The sequence below is a fragment of the Roseovarius sp. MS2 genome (assembly GCF_051447875.1).
Taxonomy (GTDB): domain Bacteria; phylum Pseudomonadota; class Alphaproteobacteria; order Rhodobacterales; family Rhodobacteraceae; genus Roseovarius; species Roseovarius mucosus_A.
Map to the genome: position 1 here is coordinate 1 of NZ_JBKHVF010000001.1, position 15948 is coordinate 15948.

A 15948-nucleotide genomic window follows, 5' to 3' on the forward strand; every position below is an offset into this window, starting at 1 on the left:
GTAAAGCTCGGCACCGCCAAACTCGAGGAGGAACTCGACCGCGTCTGCCTCGCCGAGGGCCTCGACGTAGGGGCGGATCTGGACCGGGGTAAAAACCTCGCCCTCTGTCATGGTTGGGTCTTCTTGGCGTCGCCGCCCCGGGGGCTGCGTATGACGCCGGGTGACGGTCACAACGCATCCGCCCTCGATCCTGTAGACGAATCCGCCGCTGATCACGCCGCAGGCTCCGGCCTCGAGACCCTCCTCCACCACGCGCCCGATCTCGCGGCGCACCGCGTCGATATCCACGCCCTTGACCCGCTCGAGATAGCGGATCACGGCATGGTCAGAGGCGGGGTGGCGCGGCTTTTTCACCGGCGGTGATCCTCCCAATCGAAGTCGATGTTCTGGCGCTGGCCCCAAGATTTGAGCGCCTGAATGACGTCGTCGATCTGCTGCCACTCGCGCAGCATGTCGACGTCGGCCGGGACCGATCCCCAGACGCCTCCGAACCGGGCGCGAATGAACTTGTTGAGCCCGGCGCGGGAGGGATCGCGCAGCGCGCCCGACTGGCCGAGCTTGCGCCAAAGCACATGGATCATGCGCAGATCGGCGCGCGGTGCAGGCTTGTGGCGCGGATTGCGGGGTTTGTCCTCGAACCCGGCCTGCTTCAGCCGGTTGACGATCAGCTTCAACTCGCCGTCGTTCATGTCGCGCAACGACGTCTTGCCGGTGACGCTGACCTGCAAGTCGCGGCGCGCGTCCTCGTCGAGGCCCAGCTGGCGGCAGGCGGCGAAGATCAGCTGTTGCAGCGCGCGGTTCATGCGGCGGCCCCCCGTGAGAGGGGCCGCGCGGGGTCACTGGCGCGGTTGGAAGTCTTGCAGCGCCTCGCTTGCAGGTTCCAGCCGGTCATAGATGAGGCGCAGCAGGTATTCCAAGCCGCGCCGGTCAACCGGCTCGTCGGCCATGGTGAGCAGGCTGACCACGCCCCAGAGGGCCGTGGTGACCTCGTGCACCTCGTCGCGGGGATCAGGCATTGTCGAACAGCCCGGCTGCATGCCCGTGGGCAGATGCGGGATGAGACCCTGCGCCAGCATCTCGCGCGCCGCCTGCTCCAATTTGAACCGGCTGTAATTCGTGTCCCGCCAGAGCTGGTCGAAGCTCAGACCGGCGTCGACGTAGACCTTTATCCGATTGTAAATCGGCTTCTTCTGAAAGACGTCGCTGCGCAACTTGAGCAACATGCGCTTTGCGTCCGAAATCGCCTGCTCTTCCATCGCGACAATGGCGCGGACGATCTGCACCGAAACTGCATCCGCGACCGGCGTTTTCAAAACCCCAGACAGTGCCAACGCCCCGGCCTTCGTGAAGCCGATCAGAACACCACGGTTCACGCGGCTTGGTCCGCCAAAATGACGGACCAAAACCTGCACTTCGCCCTCGCGAAGCTCGAACCAGAAATCGTCGGGAAACCGGTTGGGGTTGCGCCTGAATTGCCGAACAACATTGTCCGGGGTCGTTTGATAGAAACCCGCCATATGGTGCGACGTCCAGAACTGCGGGCGTCCCGGCAAGAGCAAGGCCTTGTCCTGAATGTCCAGAATGGTCGGTATTCGGCTGTCGTGGGAAGTCATTTTTGATCGTTCCTTCGGTTACGGGGGCACACAGCCCCCGGGTGTTAGCTCGACTGCCGAAGGACAGCCTCCCCACGTCTTTAGGCGTGAGCCCTGGACATGCACGCGGGGCACCCGGAGAAGGATCGTCTCATGTGATGAGACGCCGTGTCGGGGCGTAACCGCCTTCGGTATCGAGGCCCGGGCGAGAGCTACTTCGCTTTCGGACGAGATCAGAATGCAGCGGTTCGCTGAAATTGTCAAATTGTATGGCGGCGACACCGCGTGTAGGCTCGCCGAAACGGAGGAGTTCAAATGATCAGAGCATTCACAATCCTGCTGATAGCCGTGGCGGCACCTGTCAAAGCTGACATAACCGACAGCGCCGCCTCCAAGTATCTCGACGCAAGCTGCGTAGCATTTCTGACGTTCTTGCGCGATCCGGGCCTGCTGAAAGGTGACGCAGTTCTGTTCTACGCTGGCCTGAAGCGGGGCATCGAGTTTAAAGACCGGAGCCAACCGCCTCTTGTCGAGAGATACGCGCGCAGTTGCACTAGCAATCCCACCGCCAATGTCGGGACCGTTTTGAACTGGGCCGTGCAGCAGGCCGAGTGACGCGGCGGAACTACCCATCCCCTCAGACCTTCGCCAGATCGAGAACCACCGTCTGCCACGGGGCCTCTGTGTTTGGCCGGTGCTTGACGCGGACGTAAGTCGCCTTGCCCACCACGCGCATGGCGTCGCGGATGGCGTCCATTGCCCGGTTCCACCGCGCGTCGGCGATGTCGAGCCGCAGGAGCATGAAGATCTCGGCGCGGTTGATTTGACCTTCCTTGTCGGTGTTGAAGGCGCGCGTCACGATGGCCTGAATTTCCGGGCGGCTGTCGGCGGACCATTCATTGAGGCACTCGTCGATCAGGCCCTTGGCGATCTGCAACTCGGGGCCGAAGTCCACCCGGTCCTGCACTTGGACCTGCACCTGAAAGAGCCCGTCATAGGTGGTCAGCGTCTTGTTGCCCTTGGCCCCGCCGACGCTGGTCCCATACTCCTGCGCGAGGATGGCCCCGAAATCCGAGATGTCGTCGAAAGTGTGTTCCTTGAACCGGCGGAGCTGGTCGCTGAGCGCCAGCGCATACCCAGCGATCTTGCGCACCTGTTCGTCTTGCAACTGGTCCTGCGGACGGACGAGATCAAGCGGCACTTCGCGGCCCTTGGCGTCGACCATTTTGCGGCGGCCGTTCTCCTCGATGATGCCTGACGGCACCGGATGGGGGGTGAATTCAGACATTTTACTCTCCTGTTGAAGGGGGTGTTTCGAATTGCTCGCGCTCGAAGGCATAGGCCTGCACGACGGCCATCCGCAGCGTGTCTCGAAGGCTGCAACGCGGCATCACGTCCAAAGACCGATGCAGCATCCATGATCCGAGTTTGAACCGGGCAAGGAGGTAGAAATCCAGCACCGCTACTCTCCTGTTGAAGGGGGTGTTGAAAGGAGGCTTGGACCCACGCCATGGAGCGCGCAGACGGCGGCCATGGCGGCGATCTCGTCCATCGAGCAAAGCGTGCTACCGCGCGGGCCAAGGAGATCCACCTTGGCCACGCCCGAGGCCGCAAGGCGCAGCATCTCGTCGGGACTCCAGCGGGCGATTTCGGGGGCGTTCATACTTCGGTCTCCTTGTCATCGAGAATGGCGTCGATCAAACCGTCGCGGATCACGACGTCGAGGATGCGGACGGCGAGCGCCTTGGTTTCCATCCCGCGCGCGATGGCATGCGGCTCGAGGGCGGCGCGGACCTCAGCGTTGAGCCGGGTCAACTGTGCGCCCTGAGGCCCGCAAGGCTTCCCAAGCCGAACCGGCGGGAACGAGATCCCGTGACGGCGCAGGTAGTGCAGCACGGAGTGGACGCGCTGCGTCGTGACCCCGAGGCGGCGCGCGATCTCTGAGGCGGGCACCGCCTGCGCCGCAAGCTCCCTCACCGGCGCATCGAGGCTGTCGTCATGCCGCGTCATCGTCGGCCCCCTTGTGGATGGGGCACCGATTGCAGGCGCGGTACATGGTGACGGTCTGCGAGTTCACATTCTCGAAGTTTGCCGCCTTGCCGCGCCACTTGCGGCAGACCTGTTTGCCGATCTCGCCCAAGGCGGGGCAGTCGACCACCGCGCGCATGAAATGCCCCCGCACAAGGTCCTCGACGATGCTGGTGTCGGCGGGGTAGCGGTTGCGCAGGATGTTCGACACAAGCGTTGCGCTGCGTTCCAACTTGAGCGCGACCTTGTTTTGGCTGGTCTCGTCGCAGGCCCGCGCCAAGGCGGCCACCCAATCCGGCATGGCCTCGCCCCAGAATTCCCGGGCGGTGTCACGCGCGCTCACGCGGCACCCCCGATCAGGTATCCAAGCACAAGGTAGACGACGGACATGAGTTGCAGTGCGACGCCGATGAAGGTCTTGATTTGCCAAGGGTCTCCGCGCTCGTATCGGCGCGCGCCCTCCTGCAAGAACTTTCCGGAGGCAAAGATCATCATTACGGTCGCAAGCCACCCCAAAAATGGGAGGGATACAGAGATCATACCGCACCGCCTTTCGCGGGGGCAAAGGCCCCGGTGTTGGGATCGAGAACCCCCGCGAGGCGGACGGCTTTCGGCGGGAAAGGCCCGCTGTCCTCGATCAACTGATAGATCGCCTCACGGCGTCCAATGATCGCCGTTTGCCTCACTTTCAGATGGCCGGACCCCAGCAGCTGACGGCAGTAGGCGCGGGCCTTCTCGACGGAGACCTCGACCCCGCCTGCGTTGGCATGCGCGGCCAAATCCGTCGGGCCGAACTGGACCAACCGCCGCATCGCGCGCCACATATTGCCCTCGGGGGTCGGGACGCCGTCTTGCACCTCGGGCGCGGCCAAACTCGCCGCGTTCAACTCGACGCTCCGGAATATCTTGCGGTGCATGTCCTTGCGGATGCATTTCACGAGGCCCGCGCGCTCCCAGCGGCGCACGAACTTCTGCGCGGTGTCGTCATGCACCCCAAGAGCCGCGATATCGGTCCAGTGGAATTCCTGCATGCCTTTGACACGGTCCCAAGTGTGGCGTTCCATTGTGCTGCGGAAAGGCTTCATTCGCGCGTCTCCTTCGCGATCTTCGCCAGAGGTACGACCGTGTCCTCCCGCTTCTCAGGCCGGGCCACCGGGCGGAAATCGTCGACCCGACGCACCGCCGGAGGCTGGCCGGTGTCAAAAACGCGGTTACCCCAAAGCTCGAGGTCGGCCAGACGCCGCCCCCGGCCCATGGCCAGTTCCTTGGCGCGCGCCAGATTGGTGGATACCCGGCGGATCGAGCCACCCGAGGCGGCCACGATGGCACCAAGCAGGTCGGGGGCCACGTCGACGCCAGCCGCGTAGATCGGGGCGAGTTTCTCCGCGTCCGTGAGGTTGCAGGCGAGCGCCGGTTCCCACGCGAGTTGGCGGTTGTGGATGTTCTCCCAACGGGTCAGATCCTGCGGCAGCTTTTCCTCGCCGACCAGAATGACCGGGGCCTGACTGCTCTCGTAGATATCGCGCGCCAACTCGACCATCCGCTTGCGCAGGAGGTATTGCGCGTCGTCGATGATCAGAGGGCGGTCGCTGCGGGCAAGCTGTGCGCCAATGGCGTCGACCATGGCGGCCACCCCGCGTTGGGGCGGCAGGCCGATTTCGCGCAGGATTGCTTGCGCCAGATAGGTCGGCGTCCAGCAGTCTTTGACCTGGACAACATGGGCCTGATACTCATTGGCCGCGACGGTCACGGCGGTGGTCTTGCCCCAGCCGGAGGGGCCATAGAACGTGGCCATCCCGGGCAGGCCAAAGGCGCGGGTCTGCACACGTTCGACAAGGCCAATCAGGGCCGCGACGTTTCGCAGGGGCGCAATGGAAGGTGTCATACTGCTCTCCTTTTCTTGTTACTCTTGGGCACCGAAATGGCGCGCCATGCGCAGCTGGGCGCGGAAGTCAGAACTCTGCTGGTAGTCGGCCAGCCAGTCGGCTTGTGCCTGCGTCAGCGCCTCACCCTCATCTCGCGCGCGCTCTAGGGCACAGGCGCGGGCGAACACGGCGGCAGGGTCTTCGTCGACCGGGTCGACGGGCCGGGCGCGATGCTCTTCGAGCCGCATAACCCGGGCCTCAATCTCGGCCAGATGCTCGATTTCCTCGGCGCTTTGGGCGCGCCGTTGCCGCTTGGGCGCGGCCTTATGTGGCGTGGCGAGTTGATGCACCTGCGCCTCAGGCAGCGGTTCGTCTGCCGCCAAACCTGACGCCGCGCGCACCCGGGCCGCGACCTCTGCCGCAGACAGTTCGCGCGCCGCTTTGGCTTCGGCCTTTTGTGCCTTGGCCCACGCCCCACGCTTGCGCGCATGGTCGCGTGCGGCCTCGACGTCGAAGAACTTCGCCGCCTCGGTACAGGCGGCGTGGCCAAGATAGTGGCCCGCCAGATTGTAGACTTCCAGCCCCGCCGTGAGATCATCCGCGTCGAACCGCGCAACCACCTTTTCGCCCGCGATCCGGTACATCCACTCGGACCAGTATTCCGTGTCGTAGAGCTTCAGAGCGCCATTGCCGGTCTTGGCCCGCACGCCTTCGGCCCGCAGGAGCCAGAGGCGCAGCTGCTCGTCGGTCGCGCGTTTGATTGTCGCCTTGGCGTAGCCCTCGTTGAACACCTCGTTGAACGACCGTCCCATGGCCACTTCGCTGCGCCGCCCCGGGCGGGCGTTGTGATGTGCGAGTTCTTCCTCGAGGACGAGACGGAACTCGTCGAGCGGGATGGCGCGGGTGCCGTAATCCTCCGGTTTGGCCTCCGGCTTGTTGCCGGTATAGGCCCCATCAAAGGCGGGATGCTTGGCCACCCGGTCGCAGAGATCACGGAATGCGCGCTCGATAGGTTTGGATTGCCCCGAATAGGGCGTGGCCCAATGGATATCGACGCCCAAAAGGGGCAGAAGGCCGGGGATATCCTCATCGGTGATCTTGAAGCGAAACCGTGTGGGCGTGCCTCCTGTCATCGCCTTGGCGGCGAATTCCCGGCCATTGTCGATGAGAACCGATTGCGGGATGCCATAGGTCCGGATCAGATCGCCGGTGACCAATTGCACCGTATGGCTATTTGCCGTCGGCGATAGCCGCCACGCCAAAAGCTTGCCGGAATAGACGTCCGACCAGACCATCATCTGCGGTCGCACGGGCTTGTCGTAGCCCGGCCAACTCACAAAGACGTCGAACTTGTGATAATCGCCCTGCACACATTCCAGCGGGACCATGAAAGCCTTGCTGCGCACCTGCGCGGGATAGAGACGGCGGAGCGCTTCCTCGCCTTTGCGCAGGTAGATTTCTGTTGGGGCCGAGACGCTGGCCTTGAGCCAACGGCGCACCTGATGCAGGGGCGGCACGGTGCTGTTGCGGCGCTCGGAGGTCCAGACACGCACGGCGCGGTCATAGCAACTGGTGAGTGAGGGCTGCGACAGGCGCAGCCAATCGCTGCGCACCAGCGCCAGAAAGTCGGGGGCGATATCGCCCCGCTGGGTGGGAGCACGCCGTACCGCGCGCCCGTCGATCAGGTAAGCCAGACGGTCAGCGCGCGCGACGCCCTCGACCAGCCCGAGATAATTCCAGAGAGATTTCTCCGACCGCCCCAGCTTGCGCGCCACCTCGCGCACAGCGGCCGAGCGGGTCAGCCCGGCTCCTTCCAGCAGTTCGACTTCGGCAATTGCCCCAAGCCGCGCCCCGGCCTCGGCGCGCGCCTTGTCGCCCGCCGCCGCATAGCGCTCCCATGCCGCGCCTGTGCCCGGCTTATCCGCCGGGGCCGCGACAAGACCGGCGCTAAGCCGCATCCGGGCGCGCAGTGGCAAGATGCTCCAGTGATACTCGAACCCGCCGCCCCGCCCTTTGCGACGCCGCGCCTTCCCCGGATGCCGCGCCCATGCCTCGCGCTCGGCCATCAGCTGCACGGCGCGCACGGTTTCCGGCAGGTCGGGCAGCCCGGCCTCGGCCAACTCTGCGGCATTCCACCACTCTTGCGCGGGGGCTGGCCCAGTCATGCTGCGCCCCCTTGCTCAAGCTCGCTGAACAGCGCCGCAACCTCCGCGCCGCGCTCCTCTAGGAAAGCCATGCGCGCGCCCTTGCCCGCCCGGTCCCATGCGTCCAAGAGGCGCGCGAGGGTAGCGTCTTTGGGGCTGGCAGCGGCGGGGGCCTCACCGCGCGCAGCGCGATAGGCTTTGCGGGCGGCTTTGGCGCTCTTTACCGTGCCAGCCGACAGCGCCCCAACCACGTCGTAGCGCTCAACCGTCTCCTCGATCTTGCCGATCTCGATCAGATCAGAGAGCGCGATGGGCTTGGGCGCGCGGCGCAACAGCTGGTAATCCCGGGGGTCGAGCTTTGACCCGGCGGCCATGATCTTGTAGACTTGACGCGGGGTGATACCACGCTTTTCGGCGATGCTCAGTGCCAGTGAACTAAAGTTCAGTTCGAACCAACGCGCCGCCGCCCCGGCCATCCCCTGTTTCATTTCCGGGTGTAGCTTCTGGACCGCCTCACGCCGCCGCGCGAGGAAATAGGCCTCGTCGAGCGTGCTCATATCGGCCCCGGCAAGGTTGCCGTCGATCTCGAACATTGCCGCCTCGGCGTCCGAGCAGCGCACCACGTCGCAGGGGATCGTTTCGGCCCCAAGTTCGCGCATCGCGGTCAGCCGGTGCGCGCCGTCGAGCACATAGTCGCCGTCCTTCTTGCGACGCACCGTGATCCGGCCCACAAACCCATTCTCGCGGATCGCTTCGACCAATGTAGCAACGCCGCTTGGCGAAACCTCGCGCAGGCGGCCTTCGATCCCGATTTCAGACACGGGCAATTCGGTTATTGTGGTGAGACGTTCAATCATTCTGGGGCCTTCGTCATTGTGTACCGGCAGATCAGCCGGTCAGCTTTGCGTTCGCGGGTGCAGAGGATTTCTGCGCCGTTGGCGCGCAGCTCGGAAATGCAGCTATTCACCGCCACCACATGCGCCCGCCGCACGATCTCGCGCGTGGTATGCGGGCGGCCATCCTTCAGGACGGCAAGCACCCGTTGCAGGCGGGGCGAGGTGAGCGGCGCGTGATGCATCAGCCCACCATCTGGGCGTCAAGCCCGGCGCAATTGGCGCGGCAGTCGCCGCACATGCGATGCCCCGGTCCCGTCGACCAGAACTCAGTGCCGCAGGTCAGGCAGGGGCGGTTGCGGGCATGCTTGGCCTTGGCCGCCTCGTCTTCCATGCGGTCTTGGGCGCGCAGGGCGACATCGCGGTTGCTGAATGCGCCGGAGACGCGATCCTTGCCACGGAAAACGGCATAGCCGTGGCCCCATTTTTTAACATGCAGGCACATCCCGTTCACCCACCAAAACTGGCGACGCCAAAGAGCACGGCGAACAGCGCCAGCGCCCCCACCACATCGCCGATGACAGAAAAAACGCCCCGGCCGGAGCAAGCAGACTGGGCACGGCCGGAGCGCAGGAACCGCGCGCCATACAGGCAAGCACGCGCGCGGAGACGAAACTTATGGGCAAGGCGGCGGATCATCGGGCACGCTCCCGAACAAACGCTTCCCTGCGGATCGACAGGTGATGGTCCTCGGCCAAGCGGCTCAGGCGCATCAGCGGCAACGCGCAACACGGCTCGTCGATATCGCGCACCAATTGCAGCGCCAGCGCCACGCGCTGCACCTGCGGTATGGCCGCAATCTCGGCCTGCAACTGGCCCGCATCGGGAATGAGATCGGAAAGCCGCATCACATTAAATCCTGTGTTGAAGGGGGTGTTTCAGGGGCGGCACCTTGGCGCAGCACCGCGACAGACAGGCCCGTGGCAACCACGGCCCAGAAGACCAGGGCAAAGGCAAAGGCCAGAACGAAGCCGGTTCCGGACATGGGGCGCGGGCTCATGCGGCGTCCTCCTGTTTGCTGGATGGGCGGGGGATGTCGCGGGGCCATTCGAGGTCCCGGTCCCAGTTTTCATCGAACCATGCGAGCAGCGCCGCCGCGCGCTTGACCGTGCACCCGCTACCGGCCGCAAGACTTCCGAAGAACTTGCCGTCATTCGCGGCGTAGGTTGAGACCGTCGATAGGGAGAGCCCCCTGTGCGACGCGAGGGCCCTCGCCAGCGCTAGTAACTGAAGTTCATTCATGCTCGCCTCCGTAACGTTACCGATTAAACTAGTGGTAACTTTACCGATATGCAAGCGGGTATTTTTTCGGTAAAGTCACCGAATCATGAACACCCTCGAACAATCATTTGCCGACATCGTTCGGCAGCGGCTAGAAGAGCTTGATAAACGGGCATTTACCGTAGAGCAGGAGCGTGGCTTGCCACGCGACGCGATCAGGAATGTTCTCCGAAGTGAGAAGCAAGACGGCCCAACTTTAAACCGTGCTCGCGAGATAGCCGAAGCCCTCGACCTCGATTTCTATATCGGCCCAAAACGCGAGACCGGCACGGTGTACACCACTCAGATCGACCACGAAGACTTCGCCGCGATCCCGCGCGTGGACGCGCGGCTAGCGGCAGGGGCTGGGGCAATGAACGGCGACGTGAGCTTGCAAGGCGCGCTGGCCTTTCGCCTGGACTGGCTCCGCGAGCGGGGCATCGCACCTGCGCAGGCCTGCCTATTGACGGTCGCGGGCGACAGCATGTCAACCACCCTGCACGACGGCGACTTGGTCATGATCGACGAGCGCCGCACCTCGGTACGCAACCGCCACGTCTACGCGTTCGTCGACGTCGACGGCAGCGCCCGCGTCAAGCGCGTGGAACACGTGCCCGGCCAGCTGGTCATCTTGACCTCCGATAACCCCGCACACCCCACTGAAACGCGGCACGGCGACGACATGAACCGCCTCCGTATACTGGGCGAGATTGTCTGGTCGGCGCATGAATGGTAAGGCAAAGACAACATTACTTAGGAGCTCAAAATGGCTGCTTTAAGGTACGCTGCATACGCATGTTTCGCGGCGTCATTTCTCTGCATTGTTGCGTTTTTTGTCAGCGAAGAAGTCTTCTTCATTGTACCTGCAGTATCCGTCTCTATTGTCGGGGTGCTGTTTCTGGCCTTTGACCGAGCCTTATCCATACTTGTCGATATCCGCGACGCGCTCATCGCGCCAAGTTCACTAAACCCGGCGCTGGATGAAATCCCAAGCTCGGTCTCCGGAAGCCTAGAGCATGCAGGAGGGTTAGAGCCTAATACGGCGGCGAATATTTCGGCTGACCTCGCCGATTTGTCGCGGCGTCTAGACGCGGCGCGTGGGCGCGGCCAAGCGTGAAATCACTTCGCAGTTAGCGCTTCGGATTAGGGTATGGTGAAAACACCATACCCTTTGTTTTTAAAGCGATATTCTCTTTCTGCGAAGTCAAAACCGAACTGCGCGCGCTACTTCGCAGTTCCGGACCCTTCGAGAGCCTCGATGTCGCCCTCTAAACGCCCCTGAAAGAGCCGTTTAAACCCTGTTTTAATGGGGTTTGGGCGCTTTTGAGCGCGTCCGTCGCCCGCCTTCCTCGTCGGCCCCGTTTTCGCTCTTTTGGGCGAATTTGCCCGTTTACTGCAAACTTCGCGCGCCCCGCCCTTGCCCGCCCAGCCCGCCCGCAAAACCCCTTATTTCATTGGCCTATCCGGCAAAGTCCGGCGTCAGTTTGGTTCTTCCGGCATCACTGTAAACTAAGGTGTAACCCTACAGTGGCCAAGGATTTTTCCGGCCTGCCCGCTTGGATCGTCAAGGCCGTTGGCGGCACCACGACCCATTGGGCCGGGGCTTCGATCCGCTTTCAGGACCATGAATGGAAGGCCAAGACCAATTACGGACCGGTGCAAGGGGCAAACCTGCTCGACTGGCCCATCGACGGGGCCGAAATGGAACCCTGGTATGATCTGGCCGAAAAAAAGCTGGGCGTGACCCAAACCAACAATCTGGCCGGACTGCCCGGCAACAATAACTACAAAGTGTTCGAAGCAGGCGCCAAGGCGCTTGGCTATAAGGAAGTGCACACCGGACGCATGGCCATCAACTCTGAGGAATATGACGGGCGCATGGCCTGCCAGCAGACAGGGTTCTGCTTTCAGGGCTGCAAATGGGGTGCAAAATGGTCCGCAGCCTATACCGATATTCCGCGCGGCGAGGCCACTGGCAATCTCGAGGTGCGCTCGAAGGCGCATGTCGCACGCATCCTGCATGATGACAGCGGCAAGGTGACGGGTGTCGAGTATTTCGACGAAGCGGGCAACCTTCAGATGCAAAAGGCGCGTGCCGTTTGCGTCGCGGGCAACTCGTTCGAATCTCCGCGCCTGCTCTTGAATTCCGCCTCGTCGATGTTCCCCGATGGGCTGGCCAATTCCTCGGGTCAGGTGGGGCGCAACTACATGCGCCACATGACCGGATCGGTCTACGGCGTGTTCGACAAGCCGGTGAAGATGTGGCGCGGCACGACCATGGCAGGCATCATTCAGGACGAATCGCGCCACGATCCTTCGCGCGGCTTCGTCGGTGGCTACGAGCTGGAAACGCTGGCCCTAGGCTTGCCCTTCATGGCGGCGTTCCTCGATCCCGGTTCCTGGGGCCGCGAATTCACCACTGCCCTCGACGCATACGAGAACATGGCGGGGATGTGGATCGTCGGCGAGGATATGCCGCAGGAAACCAACCGCGTCACCCTCAACCATGACGTCAAGGATCAATGGGGCTTGCCGGTGGCAAACGTGCATTTCTCCGATCACCCCAATGACATCGCGATGCGCAACCACGCCTACAAACAAGGCGCTGCGGTCTACGAGGCGGTCGGGGCCACCCGCACCTTCCCGACGCCGCCCTACCCCTCGACCCATAATCTTGGGACCAACCGCATGTCGGAAAATCCACGCGACGGGGTGGTGAACAAATGGGGTCAAACCCACGACATTCCCAACCTCTTCGTCTCGGATGGCTCGCAATTCACCACTGGCGCGGCAGAAAATCCGACGCTGACGATCGTGGCATTGGCCATCCGGCAGGCGGATCACATCGCAGGTGAGATGTCACGCGGCAACCTTTAAAGGACGCCCCGTCCCTCCCCCGGCACCTCAACTCTCCCCGAGTGTGCCGGGGGATATGGGCCAGTTTGGCCGTTAGTCTGACTTGAAATCCGCAGCAATGCGCAACTCGCGCAGGGGGCGGACAAGGGCGATACAATCGGCATAGATCGGATCGGCCTTATACGCGGCAAGGGCCGCCTCATCCGCGAATTCTGCATAGACCACCAGATCCACCTGAGCGCCCGCGATCACATCGCTTTGAAGATTGCGCCCCACTTCGAAATGCGACGAATGCGGTATCTGCGCCAGCATCATCAGGCCTGTGCGAATACGGTCGATATCGTCCGGGTTGGTGGCGGAAAAGAATACAATATGGCGGATCATGTCTCAGTCTTTCGAGCGGGAGGCTTTTTCTGCAAGGCCAGAGGTGCCCTGACGACGGGCAAGTTCAGCCATGACATCAGATAGGGCGACGTCGCGCGATTGCAGCATCACCAGCAAGTGAAAGAGCACATCCGCCGCCTCAGAGGTCAGACGCGCGCGGTCGCCTTTGACCGCTTCAATGATCGCCTCAATGGCCTCTTCGCCGAATTTCTCGGCGCATTTTTCCGGGCCTTTGGCCAAGAGTTTGGCGGTCCAACTGCTTTCGGGATCGGCGGCAGCGCGCGCGGCGATGATACGGGCAAGATCGTCGAGGGTCATGCCGCCAGCCTCATGGGAATGCCTGCGGCAGCCATATGTGCCTTGGCCTCGGCAATCGTGTAGGTGCCGAAGTGAAAGATCGAGGCGGCAAGCACCGCCGAGGCATGCCCCTCTGTGACGCCCTCTACCAGATGATCAAGCGTGCCCACACCGCCACTTGCGATCACGGGAATATCCACCGCATCGGCAATGGCCCGAGTGAGCGGCAGGTTGAACCCGGCGCGCGTGCCATCGCGGTCCATTGAGGTCAGCAAGATTTCCCCTGCCCCTTTGGCCGCGACAAGACGGGCAAATTCCACAGCGTCAATGCCTGTAGGTTTGCGCCCGCCATGGGTGAAAATCTCCCATTTGCCGGGGCTTACGGTCTTGGCGTCGATGGCCACTACAATGCACTGGCTGCCAAACTGATCGGCGGCGCGCGCCACAACATCAGGATCGGCCACAGCGGCAGAATTGAAGCTGACCTTGTCCGCCCCCGCCAGCAAAAGCGCGCGCACATCTTGCGCGCTCCGCACCCCACCGCCGACGGTCAGCGGGATATAACAGGCCTCGGCGGTGCGACGCACCACGTCGAACATGGTGCCGCGATTCTCATGCGTGGCGTGGATATCGAGGAAACACAGCTCATCCGCACCCGCCGCATCATAGGCGCGCGCGGCATCCACCGGGTCGCCCGCATCCCGCAAATCGACAAAGTTTACGCCCTTGACCACACGGCCATCGGCGACATCGAGACAGGGGATGATACGGGTCTTGAGCATATTACCGCTGTTACAGGAATTTCACGCCGTTGTTTATGGGCAAATCAGTTAACATGCCAGAGGATAAGACCCATATTAGCGTTGCAATTGAAGGAGTTTACCATGAAGCGTTTTCTTGTCGCCGCCGCGATGACCCTGACCGCCCTGCCCGCCCTTGCCAGTGACGATGACATCATTAAGGTGAAATCCACCAGCGATGTTGCCACCACCATGGACCGGCTTGAGGCTGCTGTGACGGGGGCCGGGGCCACGGTCTTTGCCCGGGTCGATCACGCAGCGGGCGCGGCCTCTGTGGACCTCGCGCTTGATCCCTCTCAGCTCTTGATCTTCGGCAACCCTAAAATGGGCACTGCGGCGATGCAGGATGACCCGGTAGCGGGGCTTTTCCTGCCGCTGAAGGTGCTGGTTTATCAAAACGCCGCAGGCGAGACATGGCTCGCCTATCATGACCCCGAGGATATGTTCGATGACACGACCATCAACGATGACGCCGCGTATATCAAGATGATGACCGGCGCGCTTGGCAAGCTGACGGCTGCAGCGGCAGGGCAGTAAGCAACCGCTCTGGCTGCGCTCAGCCCCTGAGCGTGGCCAAGGCCGCCCCAAGGTCGAGCGCCCCATCATAAAGCGCGCGGCCCGAAATCGCCCCATCAAGCGCCACGCCACAATCGCGCAAGGCGATCAGATCATCCAGCGACGACACCCCCCCCGAAGCAATCACCGGAATATTGACCGCCCGGGCCAAGGCCGCTGTCGCCTCGATATTGGGCCCCTGCATGGCCCCATCACGGTTGATGTCCGTGTAAATGAGTGCAGACACCCCGGCATCCTCAAAGGATTTCGCCAAATCTGTTGCGTCAACATCGGTCTCTGTGGCCCATCCCTTGGTTGCCACCCGGCCATTCCGCGCGTCGATGCCGACCGCCACATGCCCCGGAAAGGCGCGCGCAGCTTCGCGCACGAGGGTGGGGTTCTCTACCGCCACAGTCCCCAGAATGACGCGCGCCAACCCCTTGTCGAGCCAGGCTTCGATGGTGGCCATATCGCGAATTCCGCCGCCCAGTTGTGCAGGGACCTTGCACCGCGCAAGAATCGCCTCAACCGGGGCCGCATTGACCGGAACCCCGGCAAAAGCGCCGTTGAGGTCCACGAGATGCAGCCACTCGCAGCCCGCCGCGACAAATTCCAACGCCTGCGCCGCCGGATCTTCGTTGAACACCGTGGCAGCGCCCATATCGCCCCGCAAGAGACGCACGGCCTTGCCGTCCTTGAGATCGATAGCAGGGTAGAGGATCATTGCGCCGGGCCTTTCATCTGTAATGTCCGTGCGATTTGGCATGCACAGGCGGGAAATGCAACGCGACCCGACGTCAGACTTGATTTGTGCCGCAGCCGTGGCACAGGGTTTTCGCGGATGTCAGGGAGGATCAGACATGCGTAAACTCGTGATGATGACAGCGGTATTCACGTTGGGTGCCGGAATGGCGATGGCAGAGCCGCTCTTGGGCACATGGCGCACCGCCAAGGATGACAACGGCCATTCTGGCCTGATCGAGGTCGCCCCTTGCGGCGCAAAACTCTGCGGCACGCTGGTCAAATCCTTCGATGAAGCCGGCAAGGAAATGCAGAGCAAGAATATCGGCCGCAAGATCATTTCCGAAACGGCACCCACCGGCGGCGGGGAATACAAGGGCAAGGTCTATTCGCCCGACCGTGACAAGACCTATAATTCCAAGCTACAACTCTCGGGGGATACGCTCTCGGTCAGCGGCTGCGTTCTGGGCATCTGCCGCGATGGCGGCACCTGGCAAAAGGTCAAGTAACGGCCACAAGGCCCGACTTGGGGC

Annotated in this window: 29 protein-coding genes; 6 read left to right on the forward strand and 23 right to left on the reverse strand. The window is 62.8% G+C overall.

Annotation, left to right across the window (positions count from 1 at the left end):
- The 3 genes from ACLGGT_RS00005 to ACLGGT_RS00015 form a co-directional block, all read right to left on the reverse strand.
- On the reverse strand, positions 1-354 hold a 354-nt coding region (locus ACLGGT_RS00005), incomplete at its 3' end, for a hypothetical protein (RefSeq protein WP_437194768.1).
- Positions 351-803 carry a gp16 family protein gene (locus ACLGGT_RS00010; protein ID WP_437194769.1) on the reverse strand — a complete coding sequence of 151 codons (453 nt, stop codon included), beginning with the start codon at positions 801-803 and terminating at the stop codon, positions 351-353. The genes ACLGGT_RS00010 and ACLGGT_RS00005, both read right to left, overlap by 4 nt.
- 33 nt (positions 804-836) lie before the next feature.
- Positions 837-1613, reverse strand: coding sequence for an ORF6N domain-containing protein (locus ACLGGT_RS00015; RefSeq protein ID WP_437194770.1), 777 nt, complete (start codon positions 1611-1613; stop codon positions 837-839).
- Positions 1614-1907: 294 nt separating this feature from the next.
- Here ACLGGT_RS00015 and ACLGGT_RS00020 point away from each other — a divergent pair, with 294 nt between their 5' ends.
- Complete coding sequence (locus ACLGGT_RS00020) at positions 1908-2207, forward strand: hypothetical protein (RefSeq protein WP_437194771.1); 300 nt, start codon at positions 1908-1910, stop codon at positions 2205-2207.
- A gap of 22 nt (positions 2208-2229) precedes the next feature.
- On the opposite strand, the gene ACLGGT_RS00025 is transcribed toward ACLGGT_RS00020, so the two are convergent.
- From ACLGGT_RS00025 to ACLGGT_RS00100, 16 genes are read right to left on the reverse strand one after another with little or no spacing between them, the layout of a single operon-like run.
- On the reverse strand, positions 2230-2880 hold the full coding sequence (locus tag ACLGGT_RS00025; RefSeq protein ID WP_437194772.1) for a DUF3164 family protein: 651 nt from the start codon (positions 2878-2880) through the stop codon (positions 2230-2232).
- Between the two features lies 1 nt (position 2881).
- On the reverse strand, positions 2882-3052 hold the full coding sequence (locus tag ACLGGT_RS00030) for a hypothetical protein (RefSeq protein WP_437194773.1): 171 nt from the start codon (positions 3050-3052) through the stop codon (positions 2882-2884).
- A 2-nt stretch (positions 3053-3054) separates the two neighbouring features.
- Positions 3055-3255 carry a hypothetical protein gene (locus ACLGGT_RS00035; protein ID WP_437194774.1) on the reverse strand — a complete coding sequence of 67 codons (201 nt, stop codon included), beginning with the start codon at positions 3253-3255 and terminating at the stop codon, positions 3055-3057.
- Positions 3252-3602, reverse strand: coding sequence for a hypothetical protein (locus ACLGGT_RS00040; protein WP_437194775.1), 351 nt, complete (start codon positions 3600-3602; stop codon positions 3252-3254). The genes ACLGGT_RS00035 and ACLGGT_RS00040 overlap by 4 nt, the downstream gene beginning before the upstream one ends.
- Positions 3589-3963, reverse strand: coding sequence for a hypothetical protein (locus ACLGGT_RS00045; protein ID WP_437194776.1), 375 nt, complete (start codon positions 3961-3963; stop codon positions 3589-3591). The genes ACLGGT_RS00040 and ACLGGT_RS00045 overlap by 14 nt, the downstream gene beginning before the upstream one ends.
- Entirely contained in the window at positions 3960-4160 is a 201-nt protein-coding gene (locus tag ACLGGT_RS00050; protein ID WP_437194777.1) for a hypothetical protein, read from the reverse strand. Before ACLGGT_RS00050 ends, ACLGGT_RS00045 begins: the two co-directional genes overlap by 4 nt.
- Entirely contained in the window at positions 4157-4705 is a 549-nt protein-coding gene (locus ACLGGT_RS00055) for a hypothetical protein (RefSeq protein ID WP_437194778.1), read from the reverse strand. Before ACLGGT_RS00055 ends, ACLGGT_RS00050 begins: the two co-directional genes overlap by 4 nt.
- Positions 4702-5505 (reverse strand): AAA family ATPase, encoded by an 804-nt coding sequence (locus ACLGGT_RS00060; protein ID WP_437194779.1) that lies wholly within the window; start codon positions 5503-5505, stop codon positions 4702-4704. Before ACLGGT_RS00060 ends, ACLGGT_RS00055 begins: the two co-directional genes overlap by 4 nt.
- 18 nt (positions 5506-5523) lie before the next feature.
- Positions 5524-7650 (reverse strand): transposase domain-containing protein, encoded by a 2127-nt coding sequence (locus ACLGGT_RS00065; protein WP_437194780.1) that lies wholly within the window; start codon positions 7648-7650, stop codon positions 5524-5526.
- The gene (locus ACLGGT_RS00070; protein WP_437194781.1) at positions 7647-8486 is read right to left on the reverse strand and encodes a ParB N-terminal domain-containing protein; all 840 of its coding nucleotides are present in this window, start codon (positions 8484-8486) and stop codon (positions 7647-7649) included. Before ACLGGT_RS00070 ends, ACLGGT_RS00065 begins: the two co-directional genes overlap by 4 nt.
- Positions 8483-8707 carry a helix-turn-helix domain-containing protein gene (locus tag ACLGGT_RS00075; RefSeq protein ID WP_037268626.1) on the reverse strand — a complete coding sequence of 75 codons (225 nt, stop codon included), beginning with the start codon at positions 8705-8707 and terminating at the stop codon, positions 8483-8485. The genes ACLGGT_RS00070 and ACLGGT_RS00075 overlap by 4 nt, the downstream gene beginning before the upstream one ends.
- Positions 8707-8967: a hypothetical protein gene (locus ACLGGT_RS00080; RefSeq protein ID WP_437194782.1), complete on the reverse strand. Its 261-nt coding sequence runs from the start codon at positions 8965-8967 to the stop codon at positions 8707-8709. The genes ACLGGT_RS00075 and ACLGGT_RS00080 overlap by 1 nt, the downstream gene beginning before the upstream one ends.
- 5 nt (positions 8968-8972) lie before the next feature.
- On the reverse strand, positions 8973-9161 hold the full coding sequence (locus tag ACLGGT_RS00085; protein WP_437194783.1) for a hypothetical protein: 189 nt from the start codon (positions 9159-9161) through the stop codon (positions 8973-8975).
- Complete coding sequence (locus ACLGGT_RS00090; RefSeq protein ID WP_437194784.1) at positions 9158-9370, reverse strand: hypothetical protein; 213 nt, start codon at positions 9368-9370, stop codon at positions 9158-9160. Before ACLGGT_RS00090 ends, ACLGGT_RS00085 begins: the two co-directional genes overlap by 4 nt.
- Complete coding sequence (locus ACLGGT_RS00095) at positions 9370-9522, reverse strand: hypothetical protein (protein WP_437194785.1); 153 nt, start codon at positions 9520-9522, stop codon at positions 9370-9372. Before ACLGGT_RS00095 ends, ACLGGT_RS00090 begins: the two co-directional genes overlap by 1 nt.
- Positions 9519-9764, reverse strand: coding sequence for a hypothetical protein (locus ACLGGT_RS00100; RefSeq protein ID WP_437194786.1), 246 nt, complete (start codon positions 9762-9764; stop codon positions 9519-9521). The genes ACLGGT_RS00095 and ACLGGT_RS00100 overlap by 4 nt, the downstream gene beginning before the upstream one ends.
- Before the next feature lie 85 nt (positions 9765-9849).
- Here ACLGGT_RS00100 and ACLGGT_RS00105 point away from each other — a divergent pair, with 85 nt between their 5' ends.
- The 3 genes from ACLGGT_RS00105 to ACLGGT_RS00115 all read left to right on the forward strand — a co-directional run bounded on the left by ACLGGT_RS00105 (position 9850) and on the right by ACLGGT_RS00115 (position 12659).
- The gene (locus ACLGGT_RS00105) at positions 9850-10518 is read left to right on the forward strand and encodes a S24 family peptidase (protein WP_437194787.1); all 669 of its coding nucleotides are present in this window, start codon (positions 9850-9852) and stop codon (positions 10516-10518) included.
- Positions 10519-10548: 30 nt separating this feature from the next.
- A complete protein-coding gene (locus ACLGGT_RS00110) occupies positions 10549-10899 on the forward strand; it encodes a hypothetical protein (protein WP_437194788.1) in 351 nt (116 codons plus the stop codon).
- A gap of 410 nt (positions 10900-11309) precedes the next feature.
- Complete coding sequence (locus tag ACLGGT_RS00115; protein ID WP_437194789.1) at positions 11310-12659, forward strand: GMC family oxidoreductase; 1350 nt, start codon at positions 11310-11312, stop codon at positions 12657-12659.
- Positions 12660-12731: 72 nt separating this feature from the next.
- Here the strand turns inward: ACLGGT_RS00115 and ACLGGT_RS00120 are convergent, their stop codons facing one another.
- Genes ACLGGT_RS00120 through hisF form a run of 3 tightly spaced genes read right to left on the reverse strand, consistent with a single transcriptional unit; the run spans position 12732 to position 14101 of the window.
- On the reverse strand, positions 12732-13022 hold the full coding sequence (locus tag ACLGGT_RS00120; protein ID WP_008282574.1) for a Dabb family protein: 291 nt from the start codon (positions 13020-13022) through the stop codon (positions 12732-12734).
- A 3-nt stretch (positions 13023-13025) separates the two neighbouring features.
- On the reverse strand, positions 13026-13340 hold the full coding sequence (locus ACLGGT_RS00125; protein ID WP_081506549.1) for a phosphoribosyl-ATP diphosphatase: 315 nt from the start codon (positions 13338-13340) through the stop codon (positions 13026-13028).
- Complete coding sequence (hisF, locus tag ACLGGT_RS00130; protein WP_151979499.1) at positions 13337-14101, reverse strand: imidazole glycerol phosphate synthase subunit HisF; 765 nt, start codon at positions 14099-14101, stop codon at positions 13337-13339. Before hisF ends, ACLGGT_RS00125 begins: the two co-directional genes overlap by 4 nt.
- Positions 14102-14203: 102 nt before the next feature.
- Here hisF and ACLGGT_RS00135 point away from each other — a divergent pair, with 102 nt between their 5' ends.
- Entirely contained in the window at positions 14204-14656 is a 453-nt protein-coding gene (locus ACLGGT_RS00135; protein ID WP_081506551.1) for a DUF302 domain-containing protein, read from the forward strand.
- Positions 14657-14675: 19 nt separating this feature from the next.
- Here the strand turns inward: ACLGGT_RS00135 and hisA are convergent, their stop codons facing one another.
- Positions 14676-15398: a 1-(5-phosphoribosyl)-5-[(5-phosphoribosylamino)methylideneamino]imidazole-4-carboxamide isomerase gene (hisA, locus tag ACLGGT_RS00140; RefSeq protein ID WP_081506552.1), complete on the reverse strand. Its 723-nt coding sequence runs from the start codon at positions 15396-15398 to the stop codon at positions 14676-14678.
- 136 nt (positions 15399-15534) lie between these two features.
- On the opposite strand from hisA, the gene ACLGGT_RS00145 reads away from it, so the two are divergent.
- Positions 15535-15924 (forward strand): DUF2147 domain-containing protein, encoded by a 390-nt coding sequence (locus ACLGGT_RS00145; protein WP_008282579.1) that lies wholly within the window; start codon positions 15535-15537, stop codon positions 15922-15924.
- The last annotated feature ends 24 nt before the right edge of the window (positions 15925-15948 follow it).

Bases quoted from the DNA above. Each gene is read 5' to 3' on its own strand.
- ACLGGT_RS00105 (WP_437194787.1), top strand. From the start codon at position 9,850: ATGAACACCCTCGAACAATCATTTGCCGACATCGTTCGGCAGCGGCTA.
- ACLGGT_RS00135 (WP_081506551.1), top strand. From the start codon at position 14,204: ATGAAGCGTTTTCTTGTCGCCGCCGCGATGACCCTGACCGCCCTGCCC.
- ACLGGT_RS00025 (WP_437194772.1), bottom strand. From the start codon at position 2,880: ATGTCTGAATTCACCCCCCATCCGGTGCCGTCAGGCATCATCGAGGAG.
- ACLGGT_RS00095 (WP_437194785.1), bottom strand. From the start codon at position 9,522: ATGAGCCCGCGCCCCATGTCCGGAACCGGCTTCGTTCTGGCCTTTGCC.
- ACLGGT_RS00085 (WP_437194783.1), bottom strand. From the start codon at position 9,161: ATGATCCGCCGCCTTGCCCATAAGTTTCGTCTCCGCGCGCGTGCTTGC.
- ACLGGT_RS00080 (WP_437194782.1), bottom strand. From the start codon at position 8,967: ATGTGCCTGCATGTTAAAAAATGGGGCCACGGCTATGCCGTTTTCCGT.
- ACLGGT_RS00090 (WP_437194784.1), bottom strand. From the start codon at position 9,370: ATGCGGCTTTCCGATCTCATTCCCGATGCGGGCCAGTTGCAGGCCGAG.
- ACLGGT_RS00055 (WP_437194778.1), bottom strand. From the start codon at position 4,705: ATGAAGCCTTTCCGCAGCACAATGGAACGCCACACTTGGGACCGTGTC.
- hisF (WP_151979499.1), bottom strand. From the start codon at position 14,101: ATGCTCAAGACCCGTATCATCCCCTGTCTCGATGTCGCCGATGGCCGT.
- ACLGGT_RS00040 (WP_437194775.1), bottom strand. From the start codon at position 3,602: ATGACGCGGCATGACGACAGCCTCGATGCGCCGGTGAGGGAGCTTGCG.
- hisA (WP_081506552.1), bottom strand. From the start codon at position 15,398: ATGATCCTCTACCCTGCTATCGATCTCAAGGACGGCAAGGCCGTGCGT.
- ACLGGT_RS00070 (WP_437194781.1), bottom strand. From the start codon at position 8,486: ATGATTGAACGTCTCACCACAATAACCGAATTGCCCGTGTCTGAAATC.
- ACLGGT_RS00100 (WP_437194786.1), bottom strand. From the start codon at position 9,764: ATGAATGAACTTCAGTTACTAGCGCTGGCGAGGGCCCTCGCGTCGCAC.
- ACLGGT_RS00075 (WP_037268626.1), bottom strand. From the start codon at position 8,707: ATGCATCACGCGCCGCTCACCTCGCCCCGCCTGCAACGGGTGCTTGCC.
- ACLGGT_RS00145 (WP_008282579.1), top strand. From the start codon at position 15,535: ATGCGTAAACTCGTGATGATGACAGCGGTATTCACGTTGGGTGCCGGA.
- ACLGGT_RS00125 (WP_081506549.1), bottom strand. From the start codon at position 13,340: ATGACCCTCGACGATCTTGCCCGTATCATCGCCGCGCGCGCTGCCGCC.
- ACLGGT_RS00010 (WP_437194769.1), bottom strand. From the start codon at position 803: ATGAACCGCGCGCTGCAACAGCTGATCTTCGCCGCCTGCCGCCAGCTG.
- ACLGGT_RS00015 (WP_437194770.1), bottom strand. From the start codon at position 1,613: ATGACTTCCCACGACAGCCGAATACCGACCATTCTGGACATTCAGGAC.
- ACLGGT_RS00110 (WP_437194788.1), top strand. From the start codon at position 10,549: ATGGCTGCTTTAAGGTACGCTGCATACGCATGTTTCGCGGCGTCATTT.
- ACLGGT_RS00020 (WP_437194771.1), top strand. From the start codon at position 1,908: ATGATCAGAGCATTCACAATCCTGCTGATAGCCGTGGCGGCACCTGTC.
- ACLGGT_RS00050 (WP_437194777.1), bottom strand. From the start codon at position 4,160: ATGATCTCTGTATCCCTCCCATTTTTGGGGTGGCTTGCGACCGTAATG.
- ACLGGT_RS00120 (WP_008282574.1), bottom strand. From the start codon at position 13,022: ATGATCCGCCATATTGTATTCTTTTCCGCCACCAACCCGGACGATATC.
- ACLGGT_RS00060 (WP_437194779.1), bottom strand. From the start codon at position 5,505: ATGACACCTTCCATTGCGCCCCTGCGAAACGTCGCGGCCCTGATTGGC.
- ACLGGT_RS00065 (WP_437194780.1), bottom strand. From the start codon at position 7,650: ATGACTGGGCCAGCCCCCGCGCAAGAGTGGTGGAATGCCGCAGAGTTG.
- ACLGGT_RS00035 (WP_437194774.1), bottom strand. From the start codon at position 3,255: ATGAACGCCCCCGAAATCGCCCGCTGGAGTCCCGACGAGATGCTGCGC.